Raw genomic sequence first — 24713 nt, 5'->3', positions numbered from 1 at the left:
GCTCTACGGGGGGCGCCGTTGGGGGGGTAAGGTTTGGCTGCGACTGCCTGCGAGTCAAAGTTTTGCGATCGCTACCGTGGTTGCCCTCTTGGCAACGCTCTATGTATGGCTGCGCACCCCCCAGCCCGGGGTGAATGACATCAGCAGTTTGGTGCCGCGTCTTGAGGCACTGAATCTAGCGCCAACGGTGCTTGTCGAGGGTCGTGTTGAAACCACACCCTTGCCCAATCGCGCTGGGCGACTACGCTTTTTTCTAGGGGTGGAGCGCTATGAAAATCTGAGTGGGGAAGCTGCTAAAAGTGGTGTGCTCCAAGGGCGGGCAAGCGGCCGTCTGTACGTCACTGTTCCAGCACAGCAAGGGGCAATGCTGCATCCCAGCCAACGGATTCGGCTTGCGGGACGGCTCTATCTTCCCCGCAGTGGGGGTAGTCAGTTTTTTCGTGCCTTTAACTTTCGGCGGCAGCTTCAGTTGCAGCACACCTTTGCGGGCTTAGCGGCCCGTAAGGTCACGATTTTGGATCAGGGATCACCCTGGGGGTTATGGGCACTGCGGCAGCGAATTGTCCAAGTCCATGCCCAAGGATTGGGCGATCGCTATGGGGCGGTGGTCTCGGCAATGGTGCTGGGGAACCGTGCGGTGGCAATTCCCTTTGAGGTGCGCGACAGCTTTCAGCGAGTGGGGCTTTCCCATGCCCTAGCGGCCTCTGGGTTTCATACGGCCATTTTGCTAGCGGTGGTCTTGGCGGTGGCGCGTTTCTTGCCACAGCAGTGGCGCTATGGCTTGGGGGCTGGGGTTTTGGTGATCTTTGTCTGTTTAAGTGGGTTTGCCCCCTCCGCAATGCGCGCTGTGCTAATGGGCTTGGCGGGGTTAGTGGCTTTAGTGAATGGTCAAAAGGGGCAACCCCTTGTCATTTTGCTGGCGATCGCCACCGCCATGCTGATCTACAACCCCCTTTGGATTGAGGACATTGGCTTTCAATTGAGCTTCCTCGCCACTTTGGGCTTAATTGTCAGCGCCCAACCCATCAGCGATCGCCTCCATTGGCTGCCGACACCCTTGCGCAACTCCCTTGCTACACCCTTAGCGGCCACCCTCTGGGTACTTCCTCTGTCCCTCGCTATCTTTGGCATTTTCCCTGTTTATGGTCTGCCCGCCAATGTGATTGCCAATCCTTTCCTGATTTTGTTGACCGTTGGCGGTTTTATCAGTGCAACGGTCGGTTTCATCCTTCCCCCCCTCGGCTCTGCCCTAGCCGGGCTGCTCTACTACCCCACGGCCTTGCTACTGTGGCTAATTGAAACCATCGGCCACTGGCCAGGAGCCGTGATTGCCCTTGGCAGCTTGGGTTGGCTACAGGTCATTGTCCTCTATGGTCTGATGCTACTGGTGTGGTTGAGTCCCCCCTGGCGGCGGCGCTGGCTGTTGCTGTTTACACTGGGCGTCACCCTTGTCCTTGTGCCGTTTATTTTCCGCCAAACCACCCTGTTCCAGGCCACTGTTCTGGCCAATACGCGGGTTCCCACCCTGGTGATTCAGCAACCGGCAGGTACCGTGGTGATCAACAGTGGCGATGCCCAAGGGCTGGCGGCCTTTCTGGCTCAAGAGGGCATTAACCGCATTGATTGGGCGGTGGCCAGCGATCGCCAGTACCGTCAACAGCAGGGCTGGCGTGACATTCATGGGATTACCCCCATTCGCCAATTTACGGATGTGCCAACGGCCAAAAGTGATCCTGCGTACCGGGAAATGTTGACTACCCTCAAGGTCTCCTATCAACCCCTCCCCCTGCGGCAACCTGTTCAACTGGGTCAGGTGAAAATTACTGTCCTGCGGGCGGATCCAGCCATCTTGACCTTGGAGATGGGCAACACTCAGTGGCTCTTTGTCACTGATCCGAGTCGGGATGCCGCGCAAACGGATTGGCTGGCCGTCACGCCCGTGGAACCGCCGCAGGTTCTCTGGTGGTGGGGGCGAAAATTAACGCCACGCCTCTTTGAGATTGTCAAGCCGCGCAGTGTCATTCTTAGTTGGAATAGCCTTGATCCGGCGATCGCCAGCTACTTAAAGCAGAAAAAAATTCCCTATTTTGTCGTTGGCGAAGTGGGGGAAGTCCGCTGGCAGGCCAATGGTTCCCTAAAGGCAAATGCTCCGCAAAACGATAGCTTGATCTAGCTCTCACTTTGGCGCAATCGCCAGTGCACAGTTGCCAATGTTGCTTGGGATACCTGCTAGGGGTGCTGGCGATCGGGGATCTTGCCCCCCATCCAGTGGCCAAAAGAGCCACAGCTAGCCGCCGCCGTTGCATCCCCCGGAAGCCAGCGGCTGGGGAACTGCCCATAGGTGCCTAAAAATCTAGGCTTGGGTTTCTCCACGGGAGTCGTCACCGTAGCTGGGGGATTCGCGATAGATCGCATCCAGTTGGGCACGGGCATCCTCGACGCTCAAAGAGCGCATCACCAATAGGGGTTCATCAATCACACGGCCATCGCTATCTAAAAGTTCTGGATGGGTCACCCGTTGCGGTGAAAATTGCCGTTGTGACTCAATGCCGAGAGTCAACAAACTGCGAATCAAATTCGCCATGGCCAGTAGTGCCAAGACCGTAAAGACAACAATGTAGATCAACTGCAACATGAAGAAAGCACCTCCGAGCCAAGCGCTGAGAATGGTTTAAGCGTCACAAGATTTGGATAAGCGATAGTGGTGGGCAACCTGCCAGCACTCCATCAAGAGCGTATGCCACTGCATTAATACCTGTGTATCAACCCCCACTTGGCCGTCCGTTGCCCGAAAGAGGCTTTGGGCAGCAATCACATCGTTGAGGGCTGTCTCCACCCGTTCAAGGAGTGCCTGCTGTTCCGCCACCTCCAGGAAGGGAATGACTTCTGTCTGCAAGAGCGATCGCGATCGCGTGAACCAGTACTGAAAATCTTCAAGTAGCGGCTCCAGTAAGACCTTAAGTAGTTGAGGCTCAGGTAAATTTGAGTGCAGCATAGGGATTGATGAGGGCGACCTAACTTCTATCTTAAATCTTAAACTCGTTTACATATTGTTACATTTTTGATTTTTGAGTGCCCTTTCCTCGGGGCGATCGTTTGGAAGCAATCGAAGAGACGGTGTACCCTAAAAAAAGACTAAAAAATATCGATTCTGTCCCCATTAGCAGTGTGCATAGGTATGGACATCCGCGATTTTTTTGCCCAAAGTGCTGGCCGCTGGTTTTCCCAACGTACGAGTCATCACTTGGCTTTTAAGCAAACCGAGTCAGGCAAGTCTCAGTTAACCATTGAATTACTGTCCGTCGATGATCCTGCGGTAATTGCCCTGTGTCAGCAATATGACATGGATCCTGCTTGGGCAGTGTGCGGCGCACGGGTTAGCTGGGACGGCACAATGGAATGGGATAGCGAGAAGCACGAAGGCTCAACGGTACTGGTCCCCATCCTGGATCAGGGGTCGCGGATGGAAGGCAAGCTTCTGCGGGAAATGGGCTATGCCGAAAAAGCACCCGTTGCGGGTCGCTTCAGTATGGGCAGTGATGGTGCCCTGACATTGATTACCGAATACGAAACCATGTATTCCGAAGAGCGCCTCTGGTTTGCCAGCCCCAATTTACGTCTGCGCACCAGTATTCTCAAGCGCTTTGGTGGTTTTAGTATGGCTTCCTTCTGCTCGGAAATTCGCTTAGGGGTGACGCAACCCGCCAACTCCTGATGGTTTTTCTCCACGTTGCCATTAACGTCACGGATCTAGAGCGAGCTGCTGCCTTCTATGAAGGGTTGCTGGGTCTTACCCCCGTCGATCGCCCCCTGGAATTTCCCGGCCGCTGGTATCAAATCGGTGCCGTGCAAATTCATCTAATCCAAGCGCAGAAGGTGGTAGATACCCGTCAAGATCAACGGTGGGGACGTAACCCCCACTTTGCCCTTGGTGTAACTGATTTAGCCAGTCTCGAACAACGCCTAGTGGCAGCCCAAATCCGCTGGCAGCGCAGTGCCTCAGGACGAGCCGCAATCTTTGTCGCAGATCCCGATGGCAATTTGATTGAACTTAGCCAAATGTCCTAGAGCACCAGCTTGGCAGCTCCCAAGAACTGAATACCCCTTGGCTCAATGGCAAAGCGGTAGGGCAAAATTTCCACCCCCTCGTTGTAGGCAGCGCGCAAGAGTTGTCCATAGATGGGATCGGCACTGTCTCCGGGCGCAAAGCGATCGCAATCGCCGCGATTAATGAAGTAAAGCATACAGACACGGGCCTCCGGCTGGGTTTGCCGCAGCCACTGCAGTTCCCGCAAGTGCTTTTGACCTCGGGTGGTTACCGTATCAGGGAACAGCGCTAAGCCCCCCTGCGCCCAAGTGGTATTTTTCACCTCAACATAGGCGGAGGGCTGTTGAGGATGATCCGTTAAGTAAAAGTCAATGCGGCTGCGCTCCTGACCATAGGCCACCTCTCGCTGCTGCGTACCGTAGCCAGCCAGTTCCGGTAGGATGCCTGCCGCCAATGCCGAAGCGATGACCCGATTGGGTAGACTGGTATTCACCCCTACCCACGTACCGTCAACAAAAATCATTTCCCACGTATAGGCCAGCTTGCGCTTGGGATCCGCATGGTAGGAGACTTGAACGGGGGCACCTACTTGGCAAATCCCCGTCATTGGGCCTGTATTTGGACAGTGGGCCGTAATGCGATCGCCAGAGGTCAACTCAATCTCAGCAAAAAATCGCCGATAGCGCCGACAGAGAATTCCTTCTTGGAGCGGTGGATAGTGCCAGCAGAATGTAGGAGTCACAGAGGATCAGTGGAAAGCGCAAGCCCTCATTTTACCCCCAAAAGTAAAATGCCAGCCTCCTTTGGTTATATGGAAGCCAGCATTCTACGGAATATTAAAGGGGATTTAAGGTTAAGGTCTATATGGGCTGACCTCAATTGAATACCCCTATCATGGCATCACTTTTTGGCAGGGGCACTTTTCCTAATCTTTTCTTTATATTTATGTTGCAAAGTTTTGATCTTTCGTTACATGTCTAAAAGTTGCGCAGTATTGCCCTGAAAACTTCCCTGTCCTCCCCACAAGAAACGCCCCTAAATCCCGTAGTATTAAGATGTATGTCGCAAATCTTAAAAATTTCTGAGGTATGACCGCCGAAACCCCTGATGTTGCGCCCTTAGATCGGTTTGAGTGCCGTGCCTGCGGCTACATCTATGAACCAGCAAAGGGAGACGAGAATCGCTCGATTCCGCCCGGCACAGCCTTTGCTGATCTCCCCGTAAACTGGCGGTGCCCAGTGTGCAGTGCCCCAAAAAAGCAATTTAGCAACATTGGACCTGTCGGATCCCCCTCGGGCTTCAAGGAGAATCTGAACTACGGCTTGGGTGTGAATCGCCTCACCCCTGGCCAAAAAAACATCCTCATTTTTGGTGGTCTTGCCCTTGCTGTTCTTTTTCTACTGAGTTTCTATAATGTTCGCTAAACAAATTGACATTTACTGGCAAAAAATGAAAGGAATCAAGTTCCTGCATTGGCTACTAGTGACCGTTCTCCTCTGGGTGAGCCTGAGCACCCCTGCCCTTGCTATCCCTGCTTTGGACTACAACCCTTGGGAAGCCATCCAACTGCCAACAACCTCAACGATTCTTGACATGAGCTTTATTGACCGTAATCACGGTTGGTTAGTCGGTACCAATGCCACGCTAATGGAAACTCGCGACGGTGGTCAAACCTGGGAACCGCGCACGCTGGTTTTAGATAACCCCGACTATCGCTTCAACAGCGTTAGCTTCCAGGGGAACGAGGGCTGGATTGTCGGTGAGCCGCCAATTATGCTGCACACAACCGATGGCGGCCAGTCTTGGAGCCAAATTCCCCTCAATCCCAAACTCCCCGGCTCGCCCCGCCTGATCAAAGCCCTCGGCAATGGCTCTGCGGAAATGATGACCAACGTGGGGGCAATTTACCGCACCAAAGATAGTGGCAAAAACTGGCAAGCATTAGTCCAAGAAGCCATTGGTGTCATGCGCAACCTCAACCGTTCGCCCTCTGGAGAGTATGTGGCTGTTTCCTCGCGGGGGAGCTTTTACTCTACTTGGGAACCGGGCCAAACCGCTTGGGAACCCCATAATCGCACCACCTCACGCCGCCTCCACAATATGGGCTTTACCCCTGATGGTCGGCTCTGGATGATTGTCAATGGGGGTAAAATCGCCTTCTCTGATCCAGAGAATTCTGAGAATTGGGGAGAACTGCTGAGTCCTCTGCGTCGCAATAGTGTTGGCTTCCTTGATCTGGCCTATCGCACACCCAACGAAGTATGGCTAGCAGGGGGTGCCGGCGTGCTGCTGTGTAGCCAAGATGGTGGCCAAACCTGGCAGCAGGATGTGGACGTGAAGCAAGTCCCCTCCAACTTTTATAAAATTCTCTTCTTTGGTCCCGATCAAGGGTTCATCCTCGGCCAGAAGGGCATCTTACTGCGGTATGTGACTGACTTGAGGGCTGCTCCAGCGTAATCTAGAAAATAACCGCCGAGCATCGGGTCGAGTCTCGTTATGACACCCAGCAGCACTTCATTCTCCCTTCATGAGGGCAGTAGCTTTTTGCGCAATATCTGGTACTATGGCCTGCCAGCCGCTGACCTTAAACCGGGTCGGTGTCAAGCCAAGGTGCTTTTAGGAGAACCCATCCTATTTTGTCGTACCACTTCAGGCAAGCCCTTTGCCCTGCGTAATCTCTGCCCTCACCGTGGCATTCCCCTGCACTATGGTCGCTTTGATGGCGAAGAGGTGGAGTGCCCCTACCACGGCTGGCGCTTTAATGCCCACGGCCACTGTACGCTGATTCCCTCCCTGACGAGTGATAGCGATGTGGATCTCAAAAACTTTGGGGTGTTGAGCTATCCGGTGCGCGAGGTGCAGGGCAATCTCTGGATTTTTTTCCCGGCCAATGAGCGCAATGTCAGCGAGCCCACCCTAGAGGTGCCCCTTGTTCCCGGATTTAGTGCCGAGACCCAACCCCAAGCGGTACAAAAATTCATCTTTCCGGGACATCTAGATCAGGTGTTTATTAACTTTATGGATCCCTCCCATGCGCCCTTTGTCCATGGGGCCTGGTGGTGGCGCAAGCGCGGCAAGCTCTTTGAGAAGGCGAAAACCTTTGATCCGTCGCCCTATGGCTTTACAATGCGCCGTCATCCCCTGTTGCGCAAGTCTTGGGCACACCATATTTTGGGTGGCCACCCTGAGGTGGAAATTATCTATCGGCTGCCGGGCATTCGCATTGAAACTAACTATAGCGATCGCCACACCTTTTGTTTTCTGATTACCCTCACCCCCATTAACGATCAGGAAACTGAACTCACCGCCACCTACTACTGGACATTTCCTTGGCTTGCTCCCCTGAAACCCCTACTGGCTCCCCTAGCGCGGGAATTTCTCAACCAAGATTTGCGCATTGTAGCCAAGCAAAGCGAAGGCCTGAAGTACAAGCCACCCTTGACGCTCATTAAAGAAGCAGATTACCAAGCCAAGTGGTACTACCAGCTTAAACGGGAGTATGAAAAGGCCACCCAAGAGGAACGGGAATTTGTCAACCCCCTGAAAACCCAAGTCCTGCGCTGGCGATAAAGGCAGCAGTCCCTCTGGTAGGATCAGAGGGTTAAATCTAAGTTATTCACACTGGCTGTACCTATGCTCCTAGACCTATCGGGAAAACGTGCCCTTGTGACAGGGATTGCCAATAATCGCTCGATTGCTTGGGGGATTGCCCAACAGCTCCATGCAGCGGGTGCTGAGCTGGCAGTGACGTACCTGCCCGACGAGCGGGGAAAGCTCAAGCAAAAGGTCGAGGAACTGACAGCCCCCCTTGTTCCCAAGCTGCTCCTGCCGCTAGATGTGCAGCAACCTCAACAAATTGACGACGTCTTTGCGGCGATTCAATCCACATGGGGTGGCTTAGATATCTTGATTCACTGTTTGGCCTTTGCCCAAAAAGAAGATCTCAGTGGTAACTTTTCAGCAGTCTCCCTTGAAGGCTTTCATCTTGCCCTCGACATTAGTGCCTACTCCCTCATCTCCCTCAGCCGTGCCGCCAAACCGCTGATGACCCATGGGGGTTCAATCATTACCCTCACCTATTTGGGGGGGGTGCGGGTTGTGCCAAACTACAACGTCATGGGCATTGCTAAGGCAGCCCTAGAAATGAACGTGCGCTACCTGGCAGCGGAACTAGGGCCTCTGAATATCCGCGTCAATGGTATCTCTGCGGGACCAATTCGCACCTTAGCCTCCTCAGCTGTAGGGGACATTCTGGACATGATTCACCATGTGGAAGCCACGGCTCCCCTGCGGCGCACGGTAACCCAAACAGAAGTGGGCAACACAGCCGCTTTTCTGGCCAGTGATCTAGCCAGTGGCATCACTGGCCAAATTCTTTATGTGGATTCGGGCTACTGCATCATGGGGATGTGAGGGGCATGCGCTAGAGTAGAGTCAACGAGTTATTGACGAGGCGAAGCATGGGTTTACTTGATCGTGTGGGCATGGTAATTCGCTCTAACCTCAATGCCCTAGTGAGTGCTGCCGAAGATCCGGAAAAAATTCTCGAGCAAACGATTATTGATATGAATGCCGACTTGGTGAAGTTACGCCAAGCGGTTGCTCAGGCCATTGCCGCCCAAAAACGACTCGAACAACAGTACACCCAAAATCTTAAGGATGCCCAGCAGTGGGAAGAGCGGGCACGGCTTGCCCTCAGTAGAGGAGATGAAGCACTGGCTCTCGAAGCCTTGAACCGCAAGAAAACTGCCGCAGATACCGCTATTGCCCTCAAAGCCCAGGTGGATCAAATGGCTGCTCAAGTGAAAACCCTTAAGGACAACTTGACGGCCCTTGAAAGCAAAATTTCTGAGGCCAAAACGAAGAAGGAAATGCTTAAGGCACGGGTTCGTGCAGCCAAAGCCTCCGAACAGATTCATCAAGCGGTTAGCAAGGTGGGCACCTCCAATGCGATGGCGGCATTTGAACGCATGGAAGATAAAGTGCTTCAAATGGAGGCCCGCTCCCAAGCTATTGCTGAACTGAGTGGCGATACGCTCGAAAGTAAATTCGAAGCCCTCCAAAGCAGTGCTAACAAGCAGGACGTGGAATTTGAGCTGCTGGAAATGAAGCGGCAAATGGGCCTGTTGACTGATGCCCCCTCCGCGGGGACGCTACCCCAGACCGCCAGTGGCAGCAGTCAATTGAATATCAATATCAATGTCTCTGCTCCTGAAGTGCAGGACGCACCACGCACCAGTTCATCGTCTCAAAGTAAATCTAAATCTATTGATGACGATATGGCAGAACTTCGCCGCCTACTAGAGAGTTAGTTTCAGTGGGTCGCCTGGGATTCGAACCCAAGACCAATCGGTTAAAAGCCGAGTGCTCTACCGCTGAGCTAGCGACCCGCGCTGTTTCACAGCTTTTTCAGTATAGAGAAAACCACCTTGAAAGACAAGGGGTTAGGGGGACAGCCAGTGGGGAAATTTGCAAAATTGTTCTAGGCTGAGGGGGTGGATGCGCGGATGTGCCTCAGCCTGGGCGCGATCGCCCGCGGTAGTATAGCCCCAGGTGGCCAAGAAGAGTTTTGTTTCCTCGAGTTCCGATGTTGCCGCAACCTGTAGTAGTGCCCCAAGGCGATCTTCAACAAACCACAGGGGAGCGCCATAGGTTGACTGCAGTGCCTGAAGAATCACAGGTTTTGGCTGCTGTTGCTCTTTGCCATAGATGGCCTCCGAGGGAAAAGAAAGGCCCGCCTGCTCCAGCAAATAGGTGACAAAGCGCTGCTCCTTGGTGGTGACAATGGCGAGGGCTTGCCCTTGGGCCTGCCAGTGTTGCACAGCGGCTATGACACCGTCATAAAAGTTATGGAGCGCTAACCAGCTTTGCCAGTCCGTTTCAATCCAGCGATCGCGCAGGCCGTCCACTCGTGCTCCTAAATCAGCGGCAGTGAGATGATAGGTAGCCAGCAGGCGATCGCACACCTTTGGCCAATCTTGGAGAATCTCTTGAGCAGGGGTACCTTCAACAATTGCCCGCAACAGCAGCGGCATCTCCCACCCCACCGTAATCACAGCGCGCAATTGACCAAATTGCCTTTCTAGTTTCTCTAGGGAAATCCCAAGGGGCTGCTCAGGCCACACCTGCTGATAGACTCGCCAACTGGTTTGAAAATATTCCCGCAGGCCGTTACAGAGAACGCCATCAAAATCTAAGGCCAGCAATGAGGGGAATATTTGTGCCATTGATTTCTAAAACCTAACTGGGGCGGGAGGATTCGAACCCCCGAATGGCGGGACCAAAACCCGCTGCCTTACCGCTTGGCGACACCCCATTGCATCGCTTTGTTAGCATAACAAGTCTGGTGACCTTTGTTCAAGGGATAGACTAATTTTTTTTCGTGCCTAAATGCTGTAGTAAAGGGGAAAGGACTTTGCCTCCCGTGGCTTAATAAAGACCTGTTGTTGGGGTTCAAGGTGCAGCTCATCAAATCGCTCTCGCGATAGGTGTGCCATCAATTCCTGCCCATCGTCTAAGCGCAGTTCCACCTGAATTTCCCAGCCCAAGTGAATGATGCGGTGAATGCGAGCTGAGACCGTGTTGCCGTTGGGACTGGTTTCAATAATGATGTCGCGCGGGCGCAGAAAAATATCGCAGTGGGGAGCCGTGCCTTGGGTTTGCTGGAAGACGCGAGCGCGTAAGACATTGACAGGGCCAATAAAGCTCATCACAAAGGGGCTGGCGGGATGGTCGTAAATTTCAGCGGGGGTGCCCACCTGCTCCACTTGCCCTTTGTTCATGACGACAATTTGATCCGCGACTTCCATGGCTTCCTCTTGGTCGTGGGTTACGAAGACCGTTGTCACATGGACATCGTCGTGGAGGTGGCGTAGCCATGCTCGCAGTTCCTTGCGCACTTTGGCATCGAGGGCAGCAAACGGTTCATCGAGCAACAGCACTTTAGGTTCTACGGCGAGGGCACGGGCCAGAGCCACCCGTTGGCGTTGCCCGCCGGAGAGCTGAGAGGGGTAGCGATCGCCCAAGCCAACCAACTGCACCAACTCGAGCAATTCCTCCACCCGCGCTTTGATCTTGGCACGGGGTACCTTGCGCAGCTCTAGGCCAAAGGCGATATTTTGGCGCACGGTCATATGCTTAAAAAGGGCATAGTGCTGAAAGACGAAGCCAATATTACGCTCTTGGACACTTTGATAGGTGGCATCCTTACCCGTGAGGAGAATCCGGCCAGTGTCGGGCATCTCTAGACCCGCAATTAGTCGCAGTAAGGTTGATTTACCAGAACCCGAAGGCCCCAACAGCGCCACCAAAGAGCCACTGGCAATATCCAAATCCACTTGCTTGACCGCTTGAAAGGAGCCAAAGGACTTAGAAACATTTTCAATGGTGATGCCCATAGCACTGCCAGTAATACTCTCGTTTGTCTATAAGATTACAGTAGTTTTGAAGCCTTGTGTCTTTGTCTACAGAGCAAACGCATACTCAAACACTGGCAAGGAGACGAGCAAGGCAGTCATCGCCCCATCCTACCCTCAAACGTTTTGCCCCGAGGACCCCCCATCCAGCACCCAGTGCACTTGGTTTTTAATCCCCCAGTGACCCGCACCGCTTAGGAAGGTTGCCTGTTAGGGGAGGTCATCGGCAGAAGCTAAGGGGCGAAGATAGGTCTGCACAAATGCCTGATAGAAGCCTAGGACGCGCTTATCTTTGAAGACAGCAGGAACGCGGGCAAAGGCGGCACGGGAAATGATGGCATATTCAGGAATGGCAAATACCCTTGTGTCACTGGCTTGATACTGGGGCCAAAAGTAGGGGGTGAGGTGGGGGAGTTTCTGGAGAATCCGTGCAATTTCTGCCTGGGCAACCGCCATTGCCTGATCGGTTGTCGGAGCACCATTAAAGAAAATGGGTAAAGGAAGGGGACCCCGTTCACGGCGCAAGGTGTGGATTTCATTAAAGAGAAATTGGTGAATCACCTGAGCCGCATTGTTGAGGGAGGAGAGATCGGTGTGGCGGGTGGGAATCAAAACGGCGTCACTGGCGTATACGGCGCTCTTAGTTAAAAAAAGCCAAGCACTGGAGCAGTCAATGAGAATGTAGTCGTAGCGATCGCGCAAGGGGGCGAGGAGTTCCCGCAGGCGGGTAATGGGTGGATTTTGGGTTTGCATTGCCTGAATGAGGATGCTTTGCAGTTGTGGCCCAGCGGGAATGGCATCAAAAATATGGGCAGATTTAATACTGCTACTGGTGCGCAGGCGCAAGTCAAAGGGGCGAATCGCGGCTGTAATCGGCTCATCAGGATTTTGCAGACAAGCCGCAAGGGTCGTACTTGTGGGGGTTAGCTCAAGAGTGCGGCTGAGATCCCCCTGAGGGTCACAGTCAATCAGTAAAACGGCCGCATCCGCCACAGCAAGGGTGGCTCCCAAGTTAATCGTGGTGGTGGTTTTGCCCACGCCCCCTTTGTGATTGTAGATGCAGAGAGTAGTGGCACGGGGGCGCGATCGCAAGCAGGTTTTGAGGTCGTCGATAATGCTCTCAAGGCGATCGCCCGTCAGTTCATAGTTGGGCGTGGCTGGATAGACCAAGTGGCCATGGCGTTGAAAAAGCTGAAGATGGCGGGCATTGGTGATCAACCCCCAAGCGGTTCCTTGGCAATGGCAGCCCCTGAGAAGTTGGCGCAGTTGTTGTAGGGCGCGGCTATGGTGGGCAGAACCATTCTCAAGGTTCAAGGCCACCGTTTGACTGGGGGTATTGCGCGAGCGACGGGCAGGGGTTTTAATCTCCACAATTAAATCGGGGTCAACTGGACTCTGAGAAAAGGGAGGCTGATTCTCGCGGGGAAACCGCGCTGCCACATCGGCAATGCCCATACCTGTATCAAAAGAAGAGAGGCGATCGCGATCGCCAAACCCCAACACACTCAACAGCGGTCGGACAAAGTGCTCCTCAATAACGGCTTCCGAGGTTTCGTCACCGTGAATTTGTTGCCATTGCGATCGCAAGCGGGAAATATCCAAGGTTCAGCACCATCCAGCCGTTTTGAATGTTTGAGAATAGGTGGGCCGCCCCCGAGCGTCAAGATCACAACGCTACCAAATCACTGTGGATTGGGCTTTCCAAAGGCCTTGATCATTGGCTATGATAATAAATCTGCACATCTTTCACATTCGTCCCCTTGGGTGTCCTCACCGGATCATGGACGGATGGTTGTTTAACCCATAGGAGTACAACTCAATGGCAGTTCTTAGCCTTGCCCAAATGCTGGAGGCAGGGGTTCATTTTGGCCACCAAGCCCGCCGCTGGAACCCCCGGATGGCACCCTACATCTTCACGGTTCGCAATGGGGTGCACATCATTGACCTCGTACAAACCGCCCAACTGGTGGATGAAGCCTACAACTACATCCGCAACGCTGCTGAAAAAGGCAAACGCTTTTTGTTTATTGGTACCAAGCGTCAAGCCGCCGGCATTGTCGAACAGGAAGCGCTCCGCTGCGGCAGTTACTACGTCAACCAGCGCTGGCTGGGGGGAATGCTCACTAACTGGAATACGATTAAAACCCGTGTCGATCGCCTCAAAGAACTAGAAAGCATGGAGGAAAACGGCCTCATTGATCTGCGGCCCAAACAGGAAGCCTCAGCCCTGCGGCGAGAGCTGGCACGCCTACAAAAATACCTTGGCGGGATCAAACAAATGCGGCGGCTGCCCGATGTTGCGATCATTGTGGATGTCAAGCGGGAGTACAACGCCGTTGCCGAGTGTCACAAATTGGGGATTCCTATCGTGGCGCTGCTAGATACCAACTGTGACCCCACCCAAGTGGATATTCCCATCCCCGCTAACGATGATGCCATTCGTTCGATTAAGCTGATTGTGGGCAAACTCGCCGATGCCATTTACGAAGGCCGCCATGGTCAGTTGGAGGAACCCGAAGCCAATCTCGCTGATGAGGACGACGATGGGATGACCGCCAGCGACGATGGTGATGCCGAAGCTCTAGATATTCCAGATGACTCTGACGCTTAATCCTTGAGGAACCGATCATGGCAGAGATTTCAGCCAAACTAGTCAAAGAACTGCGGGACAAAACCGGTGCCGGCATGATGGACTGCAAGAAAGCCTTGCAGGAGTCCAATGGCGATATGGAAGCCGCCATTGCTTGGCTGCGGCAAAAGGGCCTAGCCTCTGCGGGTAAAAAGGCCGGGCGTCTAACCAGTGAAGGTCTGGTGGATAGCTACATTCACACCGGTGGGCGCATTGGTGTGCTGGTGGAGGTGAACTGCGAAACTGACTTTGTCGCTCGTAACGAGAAATTTAAAACCCTGGTCCAAGACATTGCCAAGCAAATTGCTGCTTGCCCCAATGTGGAATTTGTCTCCCTAGACGATATTCCCGCCGAGTACAAGGAGAAAGAACGCCAGATTGCCCTTGGTTCCGATGCCTTGAAAGGGAAACCCCCAGAAGTCCAAGAAAAAATTGTTGCTGGCAAGCTGGAAAAAACCCTCAAAGAGCTCTGTTTGCTCTACCAGCCCTTTATCCGCGATCAGTCCAAGACTGTTGAAGAGTTGGTGAAGGAGCACATTGCCGAACTGGGCGAAAATATCCAGATTCGCCGCTTCCAACGCTTTGTCCTCGGTGAGGGGATCGAGAAGCAAGAAACTAACCTTGCTGAGGAAGTAGCTGCCCAAACCCAAGCCATGAGTGCTGCTGCAAAAACCGCCGAAGCAACTGCAGAGGTGGCTGAAACTGCCCCACCTGAAGTGAGCGCACCTGAACCGGCAGCGGAAGTGACAACTGAAGAGCCAGCCCCAGAACCTGTAGCAGCTGCTGAGCAGACGGCGGAACCTGCGGCTGAAAGCAAGGGATTCGGTGCCGCTACCAAAAAATCCGGTGGCAAGTCTCGCCCAAACAAGAAGAAAAAATAAGGCCCCTAGGCGTAGCCATGGGCTTGGAGAAACGCAAGGTCAATTTCGTTATTCACTGCGGTTGAGGCGTTTTGGGGCTGGAGAAACTTGCGGGTATATTTGCCCAGTAGATCCGCCTCTAGGTTCACCCCATCGCCAACCCTAAGAAATTGCAACGTGGTTTCTGCATAGGTATGGGGGATGACAGCAATGCTGAACTCATCCCCTTTTTCATTGCAATGGGCAATAGTGAGGCTAATGCCATTGATGGCAATACTGCCTTTGGGGATAATGTACACTGCCACCGTTTCAGGGGCGGAGAATGTCAATTCCCAACTGGTGCCTGTGGGAGCGATCGCCAGTAGGGTGCCGACACCATCCACATGACCAGTAACAAAATGTCCCCCCACCCTATCGCCTACCCGCAGGGCAGGTTCGAGGTTGACCATTGCTCCCGCTGCCGCTTTGGCCGCCAATGTAGTGCGCTGTAGCGTTTCCGGAGAGACGCTGACTGTAAACCCCGTGGCATCAACGGTTTCCACTGTGAGGCAAACACCCTCAACAGCAATACTATCGCCAATGGCCACATCCCCAAGGAAAGGGGCATCGCTGGCAGTAATCACCAACTGTGACTCGGAGCGTTGCTGGAGCACACCGATCGCCTGAATAATACCAGTAAACATTGTTATCTATCCCTTAAGTAGATTCAAGTAGATGAGATTTAAGTAGATGCCTTTGATAAAACCTCAACTCTGCCTCAAGGGCGGTGGCGATCGTGCTACTTTGGCGGAAGCCGTGCCCCTCTTCGGCAAAGGTGTAATACTCGACGGGAATGCCCTTGGCCTGAAGGGCGGCCACCATCTGTTCCGCTTGGCCAGGGGGAACAACCACATCCTTTAGCCCTTGAAAGAAAATCACGGGGCAGGTGAGGCAATCCGCATGGTAAAGGGGCGATCGCTGGCGGTAGAGGTCTGCCCCTTCGGGATAGGGGGCAATCAGTTGATCAAAATAATGGGCCTCAAAGGCATGGGTTTCCTTGAGCAGGCTCAGGAGATCACCAATGCCGTAGTAACTTGCCCCCACATGGAAGACGCGCGTAAATGTCAGTGCACAAAGGGTGGTATAGCCGCCGGCACTGCTGCCACGAATTGCCAAGCGATCGCCCGCCACTCGTCCTTGAGCCACCAAATACTCCGCCCCTGCAACACAGTCGGCCACATCCACCACTCCCCACTGTCCCCGCAGGGCATTGCGATAGGCGCGACCATAGCCGGTACTGCCACGATAGTTGACATCTAACACCGCAAAGCCGCGACTGGTCCAGAACTGGATGCGCAGATCTAAGCCAGTGCCACTGGCGGCCGTAGGCCCCCCATGGCTTCTCACGATTAAGGGTGGGCGTGACGGGGGCTGCACTTGGGGATTTTGGGGCGGGTAGAAAAAGCCGTAGGCGGTGGCCCCCTCAGTTGTCGGAAATGCAATCCGCTCGGGCTGAGAAATCCACTCAGGCGGCAGGGGAGAAGCAATGGGCCGAAGCGATGTTGTGGTGCCGTCCTCAAGATTGAACTGCCCAATATGGGGAGGCAACAGGGGCGAACTGGCAACAAAGGCAACGGCGCGATCGCTCACCCGAACGAGGGAATGGATCTCGGTATAATCCGTCGGAACAGTTTGCCATTTACCTGTTTCTAGGGAAACCACTGCCAGCTGCCATAGCCCGCGATCGCTATAGGTTAAGACCGCCGTCTCTGGATTCACCAGAGCATAGGTGGATTGACCAAAAACCCACAGGGGTACACCGGCATCATAACTGGCTTGCCAAACGGGGTCATGGCGGCTATCACAGTAACGATAGAGATTCCACCAGCCAGAGCGATCGCTGATGTAGTAGAGGGTCTTTCCCTGCCATTGGGGTTGTTGGACAGATTCCTCACTGCTGCCAGCAATGCGGTAGGGGGTACCCAGGGAACCGTCACTACTGACCATGGCGCCCCACAGTTCACAGCCATCCCAGGGCATCTGCGGTGCTGACCATTGCAGCCAGACAAGGGTCTTACCGTCTGGACTCAGGCGGGGTGCCCCATAGAAGCCTGCTCCTTGAACCAGCACGGTTCGCTCTCCCCCTAAGGCAATAGCCACAATGGACTGTTGGCTACGACCCTCTGCTAGAAGCACCTCTTGCACACACAGCAGGCGATCGCGCCAAGGATCAACACAGCCATCAGCAAAGCGAGTATTGGCAGCTTGGTAGATTAACGTGGGGTGGGGTTCCCCAAGGGCATAGATGCCCTGATCGGTATCATTGACAAAGTAAATCTGATCACCATGGCACCAGTAGGCGCCGCCGCCATACTCATTCACTCGCGATCGCGCACTCCAGGGGGCAGCCAAAAGTTCTTGCCCTTGACGCACCAACACCACGCGCCCCTTTTGTTGAGGACGCCGCTCTAACCACACCAGACCCAGGGGAGTAGAGCGCAATTCACTGAGACTGGTGGCAGCAGCACTAACTTCCGCTGCAGAAAGGATGGAAGGCCAGTAGCCGCAGTCTAGACTCATTGGGGAAGTTGCTCAAGCACCAATTTTTGCCGTTTCACTGGCTCGGGGATGCTAATCGGGTACTTGCCGGTAAAGCAGGCGGAACAGAAGCGATCGCCCGTATCGTAGGTGGCGGCAATCATCCCCTGCCAACTGAGGTAACTCAGGGAATCCACGCCAATCTGAGCGGCAATCTCAGGCACAGACTTGGTGGCGGCAATCAGTTGATCTTGAGTATCGGTGTCAATGCCATAGAAGCAGGGGTGAGTGACAGGGGGCGAAGAAATACGCATGTGGACTTCCACAGCACCGGCATCCCGCAGTGCCTTGACAATTTTGCGGCTAGTGGTGCCCCGCACAATCGAGTCATCGACAATCACCACCCGCTGTCCCATCAGTACATCCCGCAGCGGATTCAGCTTCATGCGAATTCCCGACTCCCGCATCGACTGGGTGGGCTGAATAAAGGTGCGCCCCACGTAGCGATTTTTAATCAAGCCTTCGGCGTAGGGTACCCCCGTCGCTTGGGAAAAGCCAATGGCCGCTGGCACGCCAGAATCAGGCACAGCAATCACCACGTCGGCATCGGCGGGAGCTTCCCGACCCAACTGGTACCCCAAGCGCTGCCGGTAGCTATAGAGGCTCTCCCGCTGCATGACACTATCAGGACGGGCAAAGTAAATCATCTCAAAGATACACAGCTTCCGTTGGGACTCTGCCCATTGTATGCTGCCAATCCCTTCAGGAGTAATGTGGACGAGTTCCCCCGGCTCCACATCCCGCACATAGTCGGCACCAATAATATCAAGGGCGCAGGTCTCCGAAGCAAGGACATAATGGGCTGTCCCTTCTATCATCAGGCGGCCAATCACTAAGGGACGAATGCCGTGGGCATCCCGCAGGCCAAACAATCCCGCTGGGGTACCCACCACTAAACTAAAAGCCCCTTGGCACTGTTGAGCCGCAGTAATCATGCCCTCTGACCAGGATTGGCCAGTGGCCACCGCTTGGGCGATCGCCCAGGCAATGAGTTCAGAATCTGTTGTACTCGCCAACACCGCCGTGGGCGCATCACAGGCCAGCACCTGTTCCCGCAGGGCGTAGGTATTCACCAAGTTGCCGTTGTGGGCTAAGGCCAAAGGTCCTAGGCGGGTTTCCACTACCACTGGTTGGGCGTTGACAATGCGACTGGAACCTGTGGTTGAGTAGCGGTTGTGGCCGACAGCCAAATCTCCCACCAGCCGTCCAAGAATCTCTTCATCAAAGACTTGGGACACCAAGCCCATATCCTTGTAACAGTGGACGGTGTTTCCAGCAAATGTGGCAATGCCAGCCGATTCCTGACCTCGATGTTGCAGGGCATAGAGACCAAAGTAGGCGAGGCGAGCCACATCCGCCCCGGGGGCATAGACCCCAAACACACCACAGGCTTCTTCCGGCTTATCAGCAAATTGTTGTTCTGTCATTTAGTCCAAATATTTCGGCAGGGGCGATCGCCACGCAAGAGCTAACTCCTTTATCGTAACGTTGATAAGCAGAGAATTGTCACAGGTGTCAATACACAGTTCGGTATGTTCACCATTAACCACCCCTAAGCGTGTCCAAGCATTGGGCAATTGCGCCTGCACATAGGCCTCCCATGCTGTCTGTTCCGTCGGTGGCACAGAAACCAGAATTCGCGCCCCCCCTTCAGCAAATAGCAGCACATCCCAGCGGGGATAGGTGCCCGCTGGTAATTGAATCTTCGCCCCCCGCTGGCCGCTGAGACAGCTTTCTGCCAAGGCCACAGCCAAACCACCTTCACTGAGATCGTGGGCACTGGCAATCCAACCCTGCTGAATGCCATAGCGACACACTGCCTGCACTCGCTGCTCTAGGTCTAAATCAATCTGAGGTGGACAACCGGCCACAAGCCCATGAATCTGGGCCAGGTATTCTGAACCGCCTAGGCTCAGGCGCGGATCACTCAAAGGCGTAGTCAGAGGCAACCCCAATAGGTAGATGACATCCCCTGGCGATCGCCAGCCCTGACCGACAACCCGCTGCAGGTCGGCAATCAACCCCACCATCCCCACCACAGGGGTCGGATAAATGGGCTGGGGCTGGCCATTCCTATCAATTGTTTCGTTGTAGAGGGAGACGTTCCCACCTGTGACCGGCGTTTGCAGGGCATGGCAAGCCTCGGCAAGACCTCGGCAGGCATTGGCTAACTGCCAGTAACCCACAGCGGTTTCTGGGCTACCAAAATTGAGGTTATCGGTAACAGCCAGAGGCTCTGCCCCGACACAACTGAGATTACGAGCAGCTTCGGCAACGGCTGCTTTGCCCCCTTCGTAGGGATCCAGATACACATAGCGGCTGGGGCAATCCACGGTTGCAGCAATTCCTTTTGGCGTACCCCGCAGGCGAATCACTGCTGCATCGGCATCGCCGGGGAAGATCAAGGTATTATTTTGGACTTCGTGATCGTACTGACGATAGACCCAGGCTTTAGAGGCAATACTGGGGGTAGCAAGGAGCGTGAGCAAAATCTCCGCGGGCGATCGCGCCGGTAGCGGTAATTGATCCACCGACCACTGCCGCGCCTGTTGGACATAGGCTGGCGGCTCATTAGGGCACTGTCGCTCATAGAGGGGAGTATCTTCGGCAAGGGCACGGGCAGGCACCTCTGCGGCCACCTCGCCACGGTAAAGCACCCGCACCACCGGTTCAGCAATGACACGCCCCACAACCACCGCCTGCAAGCCCCAACGATGGAAAATCTCAATCAGTTCTGCTTCCCGTCCTTGCGCCGCCACAAACAGCATCCGTTCTTGGGATTCCGAAAGCAGAAACTCGTAGGGCACCATCCCCTGTTCGCGCACGGGCACCTTGTCCAAGTCCAGTTCAATGCCCACACCGCCTTTGGCAGCCATTTCCGAGGTCGAACAGGTCAATCCTGCCGCCCCCATATCTTGGGCGGCCACAACTGCTCCAGTTTGAAAGGCTTCCAGACAGGCTTCAATGAGGCATTTTTCCATGAAGGGATCCCCCACTTGAACAGCGGGGCGATCGCCCATTGACTCATCCGTCAGCTCGGCACTGGCAAAACTGGCTCCCCCCATGCCATCCCGCCCCGTGGTGGCGCCAACGTAGAGGACTGGATTGCCAATACCACTGGCTGCCGATTTAACAATCTCTGGGGTTTCCATAAGACCCAGGGCCATGGCATTCACCAAGGGGTTACCGGTATAGCAGGGGTCAAAATAGACCTCCCCCCCCACTGTGGGCACACCGACACAGTTGCCATAGTGGGCAATACCCGCCACTACTCCTTTCACCAATTGTTGGGTTTTTGCTTCCTTAAGATCACCAAAGCGCAGGGCGTTCAGCAGGGCAATGGGACGTGCCCCCATCGTAAAAATATCCCGCAGAATCCCCCCCACTCCAGTCGCTGCTCCCTGAAAGGGTTCAATGGCCGAAGGATGGTTGTGGGACTCAATCTTAAAAGCAAGGCGCAAGCCATCCCCTAAGTCCACAACACCAGCATTCTCACCGGGACCGACAAGAACCCGTGGTCCTTGGGTAGGAAACTGCTTCAGCAGGGGCCGCGAGTTTTTGTAGCAGCAATGCTCCGACCACATCACGCCGAACATTCCCAATTCCGTGCGGTTGGGATGACGGCCTAGGCGACGGACAATTTCAGCATATTCCTGGGGCTTGAGACCTTCTGCAGCAATCTCAGCCTCAGTGACGAGGGGGGTTTGGCTCATGGCAAAGGATCATTCAGCTATGTTATTGATTATCGAGCCTAGCGGGAATTGGGGTACCAAAACATTCCCTTAATCCCCTCGGGATCGGGGCGAAAACCCAACTGACGGTAAAAGTCCACCACATGGGGATCGGCAAAGAGGGTAATGTTGCTGATGTCCTCGCTGCGCAGTTCTTTGATAATCTGCCGCATCAGCTCCTTGCCCAGACCGCGCCCCTGAAATTCTGGATGCACCACTACATCCCAAATCGTGGCATTGAAGGCATGGTCAGAGGTGGCACGGGAAAAGCCAATCAGACGACGATAGGCACCCCGCTGCTCCCACATTGAGATCACCAAAAAGCTGTGCTGAATTGCTTTTTTCACCTTACGAATCGGACGGCGCGACCAGCCGACAGCATCACAAAGTTCTTCTAGTTCATAGACATCAATATCTTTTTCTTTGCTAAAAATAATTTTGCTTTCGCTGCCATTGTCCCGCTCTACCGGAGAACCTAAACTAGGGGACGTCGTGGTAGTGCTGGCAGTCGGTTGTGAATTGAACAGCGATTTCCAGAAGCTCATGCAAGTATGCTGGAGATGGAGAAACGACCTAGTGTAACCCGGCCTAGGCTATAGTATAGCGACTCTCACCCATGGTTTCCGATTTTCAACTGCGTAACCTTGATGTCCTGAAGCGATTCAACCGCTCTTTTCCGGACTTTTATGAGCAATTTGTTGGTCGGGACGTCCAACTGCAAAAACTGAAGTTGGGCTTTCAAATTCATCGGACAAATCAGGCGGTGATTCAAATCGTCCCCGAGGGCGATCGCTCCATTCTCCACTTTGCCCACCGCAATCACTCTTATCTCCTGAGTGATCTCTTTGGGGTGATGGCCGCCTACAAGCTGACGATTCACAATGTCTCGCTCTATGGCCATGTGCGACCACCGCTGCTGGTCTTTGTCAAACTTGTGCTCTCAGAGCAGGGCAAACCCCTGACCAAAAAGCGCAGTGAAAGCGTCCGCCGTGCCCTCCAACAGACCCTCAGTGGTGAGTTTGCGGTTGAGGAAATGCTGGCCATGGAGTTTAACCTCAACGAAGGCCTGCCGCAAGTTACCACCAGTTTCTATCAAGATCAGGTCTTTCATCTGCCGGCACTCTTGGTGGAGTCTGCAAATCATCCGGCACTGCTCTATAAGGTAATGCACGCCCTTTGGCAAGAGGAATTGCTGGTGGTCAATATCAATTTTATGCTTTGGCAGGGGCGGGTGCGGCTGTTGCTCTATCTGCTGGGTCCCAATGGCAGCGTTATTCCCGACTATTTAGGCTCACGGATTGCCGCCAAAATCAAGGATCATTTAACAGGAAATACAGCCCTTTTGTGAAATAGGAGAGACCGTCTTGGCTTTCATGTTTTGAGTCTGTTTCATCCCCCTGAAAAGGTTTGGAGTTGGGGTACCATAGGGGATGTTTGTCCCCTTGATGACAACTCCAATGACGGCTGAACAACATCTCCACCTGTGGCGACCGGTGAACCTCAGCGATCGCATTCTGGCGGCAATTGATGTCGGGACAAACTCAATTCACATGGTGGTGGTGCAAATTCAGCCCAGCTTACCCAGCTTCAAAATCATTGCGACGGAAAAGGATATGGTGCGGCTGGGGGAACGCTGCCAAATTACCGGGCAACTGACGGAAGAGGCCATGCAGCGGGCGATCGCCACCCTGCGGCGCTGTCGCGAATTGGCCACGGGCCTCAAGGCGGAAGAAATGATTGGCGTGGCCACGAGTGCCGTGCGCGAAGCCCCCAATGGTCGCGAGTTTTTAGAGCGGGTCAAAAAAGAGACCGGCCTGACCATTGATCTCATTTCCGGCGAAGAGGAAGCGCGGCGCATCTACTTGGGGGTACTCTCGGGGCTAGAATTCAACGGCAAGCCCCACATCATCATAGACATTGGGGGTGGCTCCACGGAGTTAATTCTTGGCGATGGCCATGAACCTCGTTGCCTCAGTAGTACCAAGGTGGGGGCTGTGCGCCTGACGGATTTATTTGTCAAAAGTGATCCCATTAGCGATCAAGACTACATTGCCCTGCGTGCCTATGTGCGGGGAATGTTGGATCGCGCTGTGGAGGACCTGCGGCAGCAGCTCGGCCCCCATGAAAAACCGCAATTGGTGGGTACCTCAGGCACCATTGAAAGCCTGATGATGATTCACACCTGCGATCGCCTTGGTACTTGCCCCCCCTCTCTACGGGGCTATGAACTCACCCTTGAGGACTTGAAAGCTCTGCTGGCCAAATTGCGGCGGCTCAACTTTAACCAACGCTGTCAACTCTTGGGGATGTCGGAGCGGCGAGCGGAAATTATTGTTGCGGGGGCAGTAATTCTCGCTGAGGCCATGGAGATGCTTGGCCAAAGCAGCCTGATCACCTGCGATCGCGCCCTGCGGGAAGGCATCATTGTGGATTGGATGCTGACCCACGGACTGATTGAAGACCGCCTGCGCTATCAAAGCTCCGTCCGCCAGCGCAGTACCTACAGTTTGGCGCAAAAATTCCACGTCAATCTGGCCAGCAGTGAACGGGTGGCCAATTTTGCCCTAACCCTGTTTGATCGCACCCAAGGGATTCTCCACAACTGGACAGAAGCAGAACGGGAACTCCTCTGGGCAGCGGCCATTCTCCACAATGCCGGCCACTACGTCAGCCATTCCGCCCACCATAAACATTCCTACTACCTTGTGCGCCACGGCGGCTTACTCGGCTACACTGATACGGAAATTGAAATCATTGCCAACCTCTGTCGCTATCACCGCAAAAGCCCCCCCAAGAAAAAGCATGAAAACTTCCGTCAATTGATGGGACGGCGAGAACGGCAAATGGTCGAGCAACTCAGTGCCATTCTACGGCTGGCTTCGGCCTTGGATCGGCGACAAATTGGGGCCGTGGATCACATTACCTGTGAGTGGCGCGCTCCGCAGCGACAGTTTTGCCTGCAGATCCATCCGGCAGATCCTAGCGATCGCTGTGAGTTGGAAATTTGGAGTGTCAACTACAAAAAAGAACCCTTTGAAAGCCAATTTAGCGTCAGCTTGAAGGTGGAATTAGTGGCCGCCAGGGGCACGGTTCTAGCTACAGCAGTGAATTAGTGATTGAAGCGCCTTAGACTTTTTCAACTGGGGGCTGACCCAATAGCCCTTGGGGGCGCACAAGCAGCACCAGAAAGAGGATTGCAAAGGCAGCAGCATCCCGAAACCCCGAAGCGGCCGCAGGCACGATTGCCTCCACCAATCCCAGCAAAAAACCGGCCAACATTGTTCCCGGTAAGCTCCCGAGGCCCCCCACAACAATCACCGCTAACCCCTTGAGACCAAAGATCACCCCAAACTGTGGCCCTGTAATCCCAACACTCAAGGCAATGAGGGTGCCAGCAACAGCAGCCAAAGCACTGCTAACAAAAAATGTCACTTGAATAATGCGATCACCATC

The 24713-nt window shown here is 54.2% G+C and carries 24 protein-coding genes, 2 tRNA genes and 1 pseudogene; 13 read left to right on the top strand and 14 right to left on the bottom strand.

Annotation, left to right across the window (positions count from 1 at the left end):
* Together H8Q75_RS02565 and H8Q75_RS02560 are read left to right on the top strand one after the other, a co-directional pair.
* Window positions 1–2173: ComEC/Rec2 family competence protein (locus tag H8Q75_RS02565; RefSeq protein WP_297040228.1), on the top strand; the 2173-nt coding region annotated here is incomplete at its 5' end.
* Window positions 2174–2181: 8 nt separating this feature from the next.
* Entirely contained in the window at window positions 2182–2349 is a 168-nt protein-coding gene (locus H8Q75_RS02560; protein ID WP_297040225.1) for a hypothetical protein, read from the top strand.
* Between the two features lie 4 nt (window positions 2350–2353).
* Here H8Q75_RS02560 and H8Q75_RS02555 read toward each other — a convergent pair whose 3' ends face one another.
* Together H8Q75_RS02555 and H8Q75_RS02550 are read right to left on the bottom strand one after the other, a co-directional pair.
* Window positions 2354–2635, bottom strand: a complete 282-nt coding sequence (locus H8Q75_RS02555; protein ID WP_024124749.1) for a DUF2973 domain-containing protein — start codon at window positions 2633–2635, stop codon at window positions 2354–2356.
* Window positions 2636–2671: 36 nt separating this feature from the next.
* Window positions 2672–2995 (bottom strand): DUF2605 domain-containing protein, encoded by a 324-nt coding sequence (locus H8Q75_RS02550; protein ID WP_024124748.1) that lies wholly within the window; start codon window positions 2993–2995, stop codon window positions 2672–2674.
* A 183-nt stretch (window positions 2996–3178) separates the two neighbouring features.
* Between H8Q75_RS02550 and H8Q75_RS02545 the strand changes: the two genes are divergently transcribed.
* Together H8Q75_RS02545 and H8Q75_RS02540 are read left to right on the top strand one after the other, a co-directional pair.
* Complete coding sequence (locus H8Q75_RS02545) at window positions 3179–3715, top strand: phycobiliprotein lyase (protein ID WP_024124747.1); 537 nt, start codon at window positions 3179–3181, stop codon at window positions 3713–3715.
* A complete protein-coding gene (locus H8Q75_RS02540) occupies window positions 3715–4068 on the top strand; it encodes a VOC family protein (protein WP_297040220.1) in 354 nt (117 codons plus the stop codon). Before H8Q75_RS02545 ends, H8Q75_RS02540 begins: the two co-directional genes overlap by 1 nt.
* On the opposite strand, the gene sfsA is transcribed toward H8Q75_RS02540, so the two are convergent.
* Window positions 4065–4790: a DNA/RNA nuclease SfsA gene (gene sfsA, locus H8Q75_RS02535; RefSeq protein WP_297040217.1), complete on the bottom strand. Its 726-nt coding sequence runs from the start codon at window positions 4788–4790 to the stop codon at window positions 4065–4067. The genes H8Q75_RS02540 and sfsA overlap by 4 nt on opposite strands.
* A gap of 346 nt (window positions 4791–5136) precedes the next feature.
* On the opposite strand from sfsA, the gene H8Q75_RS02530 reads away from it, so the two are divergent.
* From H8Q75_RS02530 to H8Q75_RS02510, 5 genes are all read left to right on the top strand, one after another.
* Window positions 5137–5472 (top strand): rubredoxin, encoded by a 336-nt coding sequence (locus H8Q75_RS02530; protein WP_024124744.1) that lies wholly within the window; start codon window positions 5137–5139, stop codon window positions 5470–5472.
* Window positions 5462–6505, top strand: coding sequence for a photosynthesis system II assembly factor Ycf48 (locus H8Q75_RS02525; protein ID WP_024124743.1), 1044 nt, complete (start codon window positions 5462–5464; stop codon window positions 6503–6505). Before H8Q75_RS02530 ends, H8Q75_RS02525 begins: the two co-directional genes overlap by 11 nt.
* 39 nt (window positions 6506–6544) lie before the next feature.
* Window positions 6545–7618: an aromatic ring-hydroxylating dioxygenase subunit alpha gene (locus tag H8Q75_RS02520; protein ID WP_024124742.1), complete on the top strand. Its 1074-nt coding sequence runs from the start codon at window positions 6545–6547 to the stop codon at window positions 7616–7618.
* Between the two features lie 63 nt (window positions 7619–7681).
* Window positions 7682–8461 carry an enoyl-ACP reductase FabI gene (fabI, locus tag H8Q75_RS02515; protein WP_297040211.1) on the top strand — a complete coding sequence of 260 codons (780 nt, stop codon included), beginning with the start codon at window positions 7682–7684 and terminating at the stop codon, window positions 8459–8461.
* A gap of 47 nt (window positions 8462–8508) precedes the next feature.
* A complete protein-coding gene (locus tag H8Q75_RS02510) occupies window positions 8509–9360 on the top strand; it encodes a PspA/IM30 family protein (RefSeq protein WP_297040208.1) in 852 nt (283 codons plus the stop codon).
* A gap of 6 nt (window positions 9361–9366) precedes the next feature.
* On the opposite strand, the gene H8Q75_RS02505 is transcribed toward H8Q75_RS02510, so the two are convergent.
* The 5 genes from H8Q75_RS02505 to H8Q75_RS02485 all read right to left on the bottom strand — a co-directional run bounded on the left by H8Q75_RS02505 (window position 9367) and on the right by H8Q75_RS02485 (window position 13065).
* Window positions 9367–9438 (bottom strand) — tRNA-Lys (locus tag H8Q75_RS02505).
* A 54-nt stretch (window positions 9439–9492) separates the two neighbouring features.
* Window positions 9493–10275, bottom strand: coding sequence for an HAD family hydrolase (locus tag H8Q75_RS02500; protein ID WP_024124739.1), 783 nt, complete (start codon window positions 10273–10275; stop codon window positions 9493–9495).
* Window positions 10276–10292: 17 nt separating this feature from the next.
* Window positions 10293–10364, bottom strand: a tRNA-Gln gene (locus H8Q75_RS02495).
* Window positions 10365–10434: 70 nt separating this feature from the next.
* Window positions 10435–11445 (bottom strand): TOBE-like domain-containing protein, encoded by a 1011-nt coding sequence (locus H8Q75_RS02490; protein ID WP_024124738.1) that lies wholly within the window; start codon window positions 11443–11445, stop codon window positions 10435–10437.
* A gap of 228 nt (window positions 11446–11673) precedes the next feature.
* Window positions 11674–13065: a ParA family protein gene (locus H8Q75_RS02485; protein ID WP_297040204.1), complete on the bottom strand. Its 1392-nt coding sequence runs from the start codon at window positions 13063–13065 to the stop codon at window positions 11674–11676.
* Window positions 13066–13282: 217 nt separating this feature from the next.
* Between H8Q75_RS02485 and rpsB the strand changes: the two genes are divergently transcribed.
* Together rpsB and tsf are read left to right on the top strand one after the other, a co-directional pair.
* Window positions 13283–14074, top strand: a complete 792-nt coding sequence (gene rpsB, locus H8Q75_RS02480; RefSeq protein ID WP_024124736.1) for a 30S ribosomal protein S2 — start codon at window positions 13283–13285, stop codon at window positions 14072–14074.
* A 17-nt stretch (window positions 14075–14091) separates the two neighbouring features.
* Window positions 14092–14973 carry a translation elongation factor Ts gene (gene tsf / locus H8Q75_RS02475; protein WP_297040201.1) on the top strand — a complete coding sequence of 294 codons (882 nt, stop codon included), beginning with the start codon at window positions 14092–14094 and terminating at the stop codon, window positions 14971–14973.
* 5 nt (window positions 14974–14978) lie between these two features.
* On the opposite strand, the gene H8Q75_RS02470 is transcribed toward tsf, so the two are convergent.
* From H8Q75_RS02470 to H8Q75_RS02450, 5 genes are read right to left on the bottom strand one after another with little or no spacing between them, the layout of a single operon-like run.
* Window positions 14979–15635 carry a riboflavin synthase gene (locus H8Q75_RS02470; protein WP_297040199.1) on the bottom strand — a complete coding sequence of 219 codons (657 nt, stop codon included), beginning with the start codon at window positions 15633–15635 and terminating at the stop codon, window positions 14979–14981.
* Window positions 15636–15648: 13 nt separating this feature from the next.
* The gene (locus H8Q75_RS02465; protein ID WP_297040196.1) at window positions 15649–17511 is read right to left on the bottom strand and encodes a S9 family peptidase; all 1863 of its coding nucleotides are present in this window, start codon (window positions 17509–17511) and stop codon (window positions 15649–15651) included.
* The gene (gene purF, locus H8Q75_RS02460; RefSeq protein WP_024124732.1) at window positions 17508–18956 is read right to left on the bottom strand and encodes an amidophosphoribosyltransferase; all 1449 of its coding nucleotides are present in this window, start codon (window positions 18954–18956) and stop codon (window positions 17508–17510) included. The genes H8Q75_RS02465 and purF overlap by 4 nt, the downstream gene beginning before the upstream one ends.
* On the bottom strand, window positions 18957–21242 hold the full coding sequence (gene purL, locus H8Q75_RS02455; RefSeq protein WP_297040192.1) for a phosphoribosylformylglycinamidine synthase subunit PurL: 2286 nt from the start codon (window positions 21240–21242) through the stop codon (window positions 18957–18959). It lies immediately after the preceding gene.
* Window positions 21243–21280: 38 nt separating this feature from the next.
* Window positions 21281–21805, bottom strand: a complete 525-nt coding sequence (locus tag H8Q75_RS02450; protein WP_024124731.1) for a GNAT family N-acetyltransferase — start codon at window positions 21803–21805, stop codon at window positions 21281–21283.
* Between the two features lie 71 nt (window positions 21806–21876).
* Here H8Q75_RS02450 and H8Q75_RS02445 point away from each other — a divergent pair, with 71 nt between their 5' ends.
* Together H8Q75_RS02445 and H8Q75_RS02440 are read left to right on the top strand one after the other, a co-directional pair.
* Window positions 21877–22608 (top strand): hypothetical protein, encoded by a 732-nt coding sequence (locus H8Q75_RS02445; protein ID WP_297040189.1) that lies wholly within the window; start codon window positions 21877–21879, stop codon window positions 22606–22608.
* A 97-nt stretch (window positions 22609–22705) separates the two neighbouring features.
* Entirely contained in the window at window positions 22706–24373 is a 1668-nt protein-coding gene (locus tag H8Q75_RS02440) for a Ppx/GppA phosphatase family protein (protein ID WP_081711814.1), read from the top strand.
* Between the two features lie 13 nt (window positions 24374–24386).
* Here the strand turns inward: H8Q75_RS02440 and H8Q75_RS02435 are convergent.
* Window positions 24387–24713 (bottom strand): annotated as a pseudogene (locus H8Q75_RS02435) (branched-chain amino acid ABC transporter permease); the annotation flags it as partial.

It is taken from the genome of Thermosynechococcus sp. OHK43, assembly GCF_014466085.1.
Lineage (GTDB): Bacteria > Cyanobacteriota > Cyanobacteriia > Thermosynechococcales > Thermosynechococcaceae > Thermosynechococcus.
The sequence above is the reverse complement of the archived record's forward strand: the minus strand, read 5'-3'. Positions and strand labels throughout refer to the sequence as shown.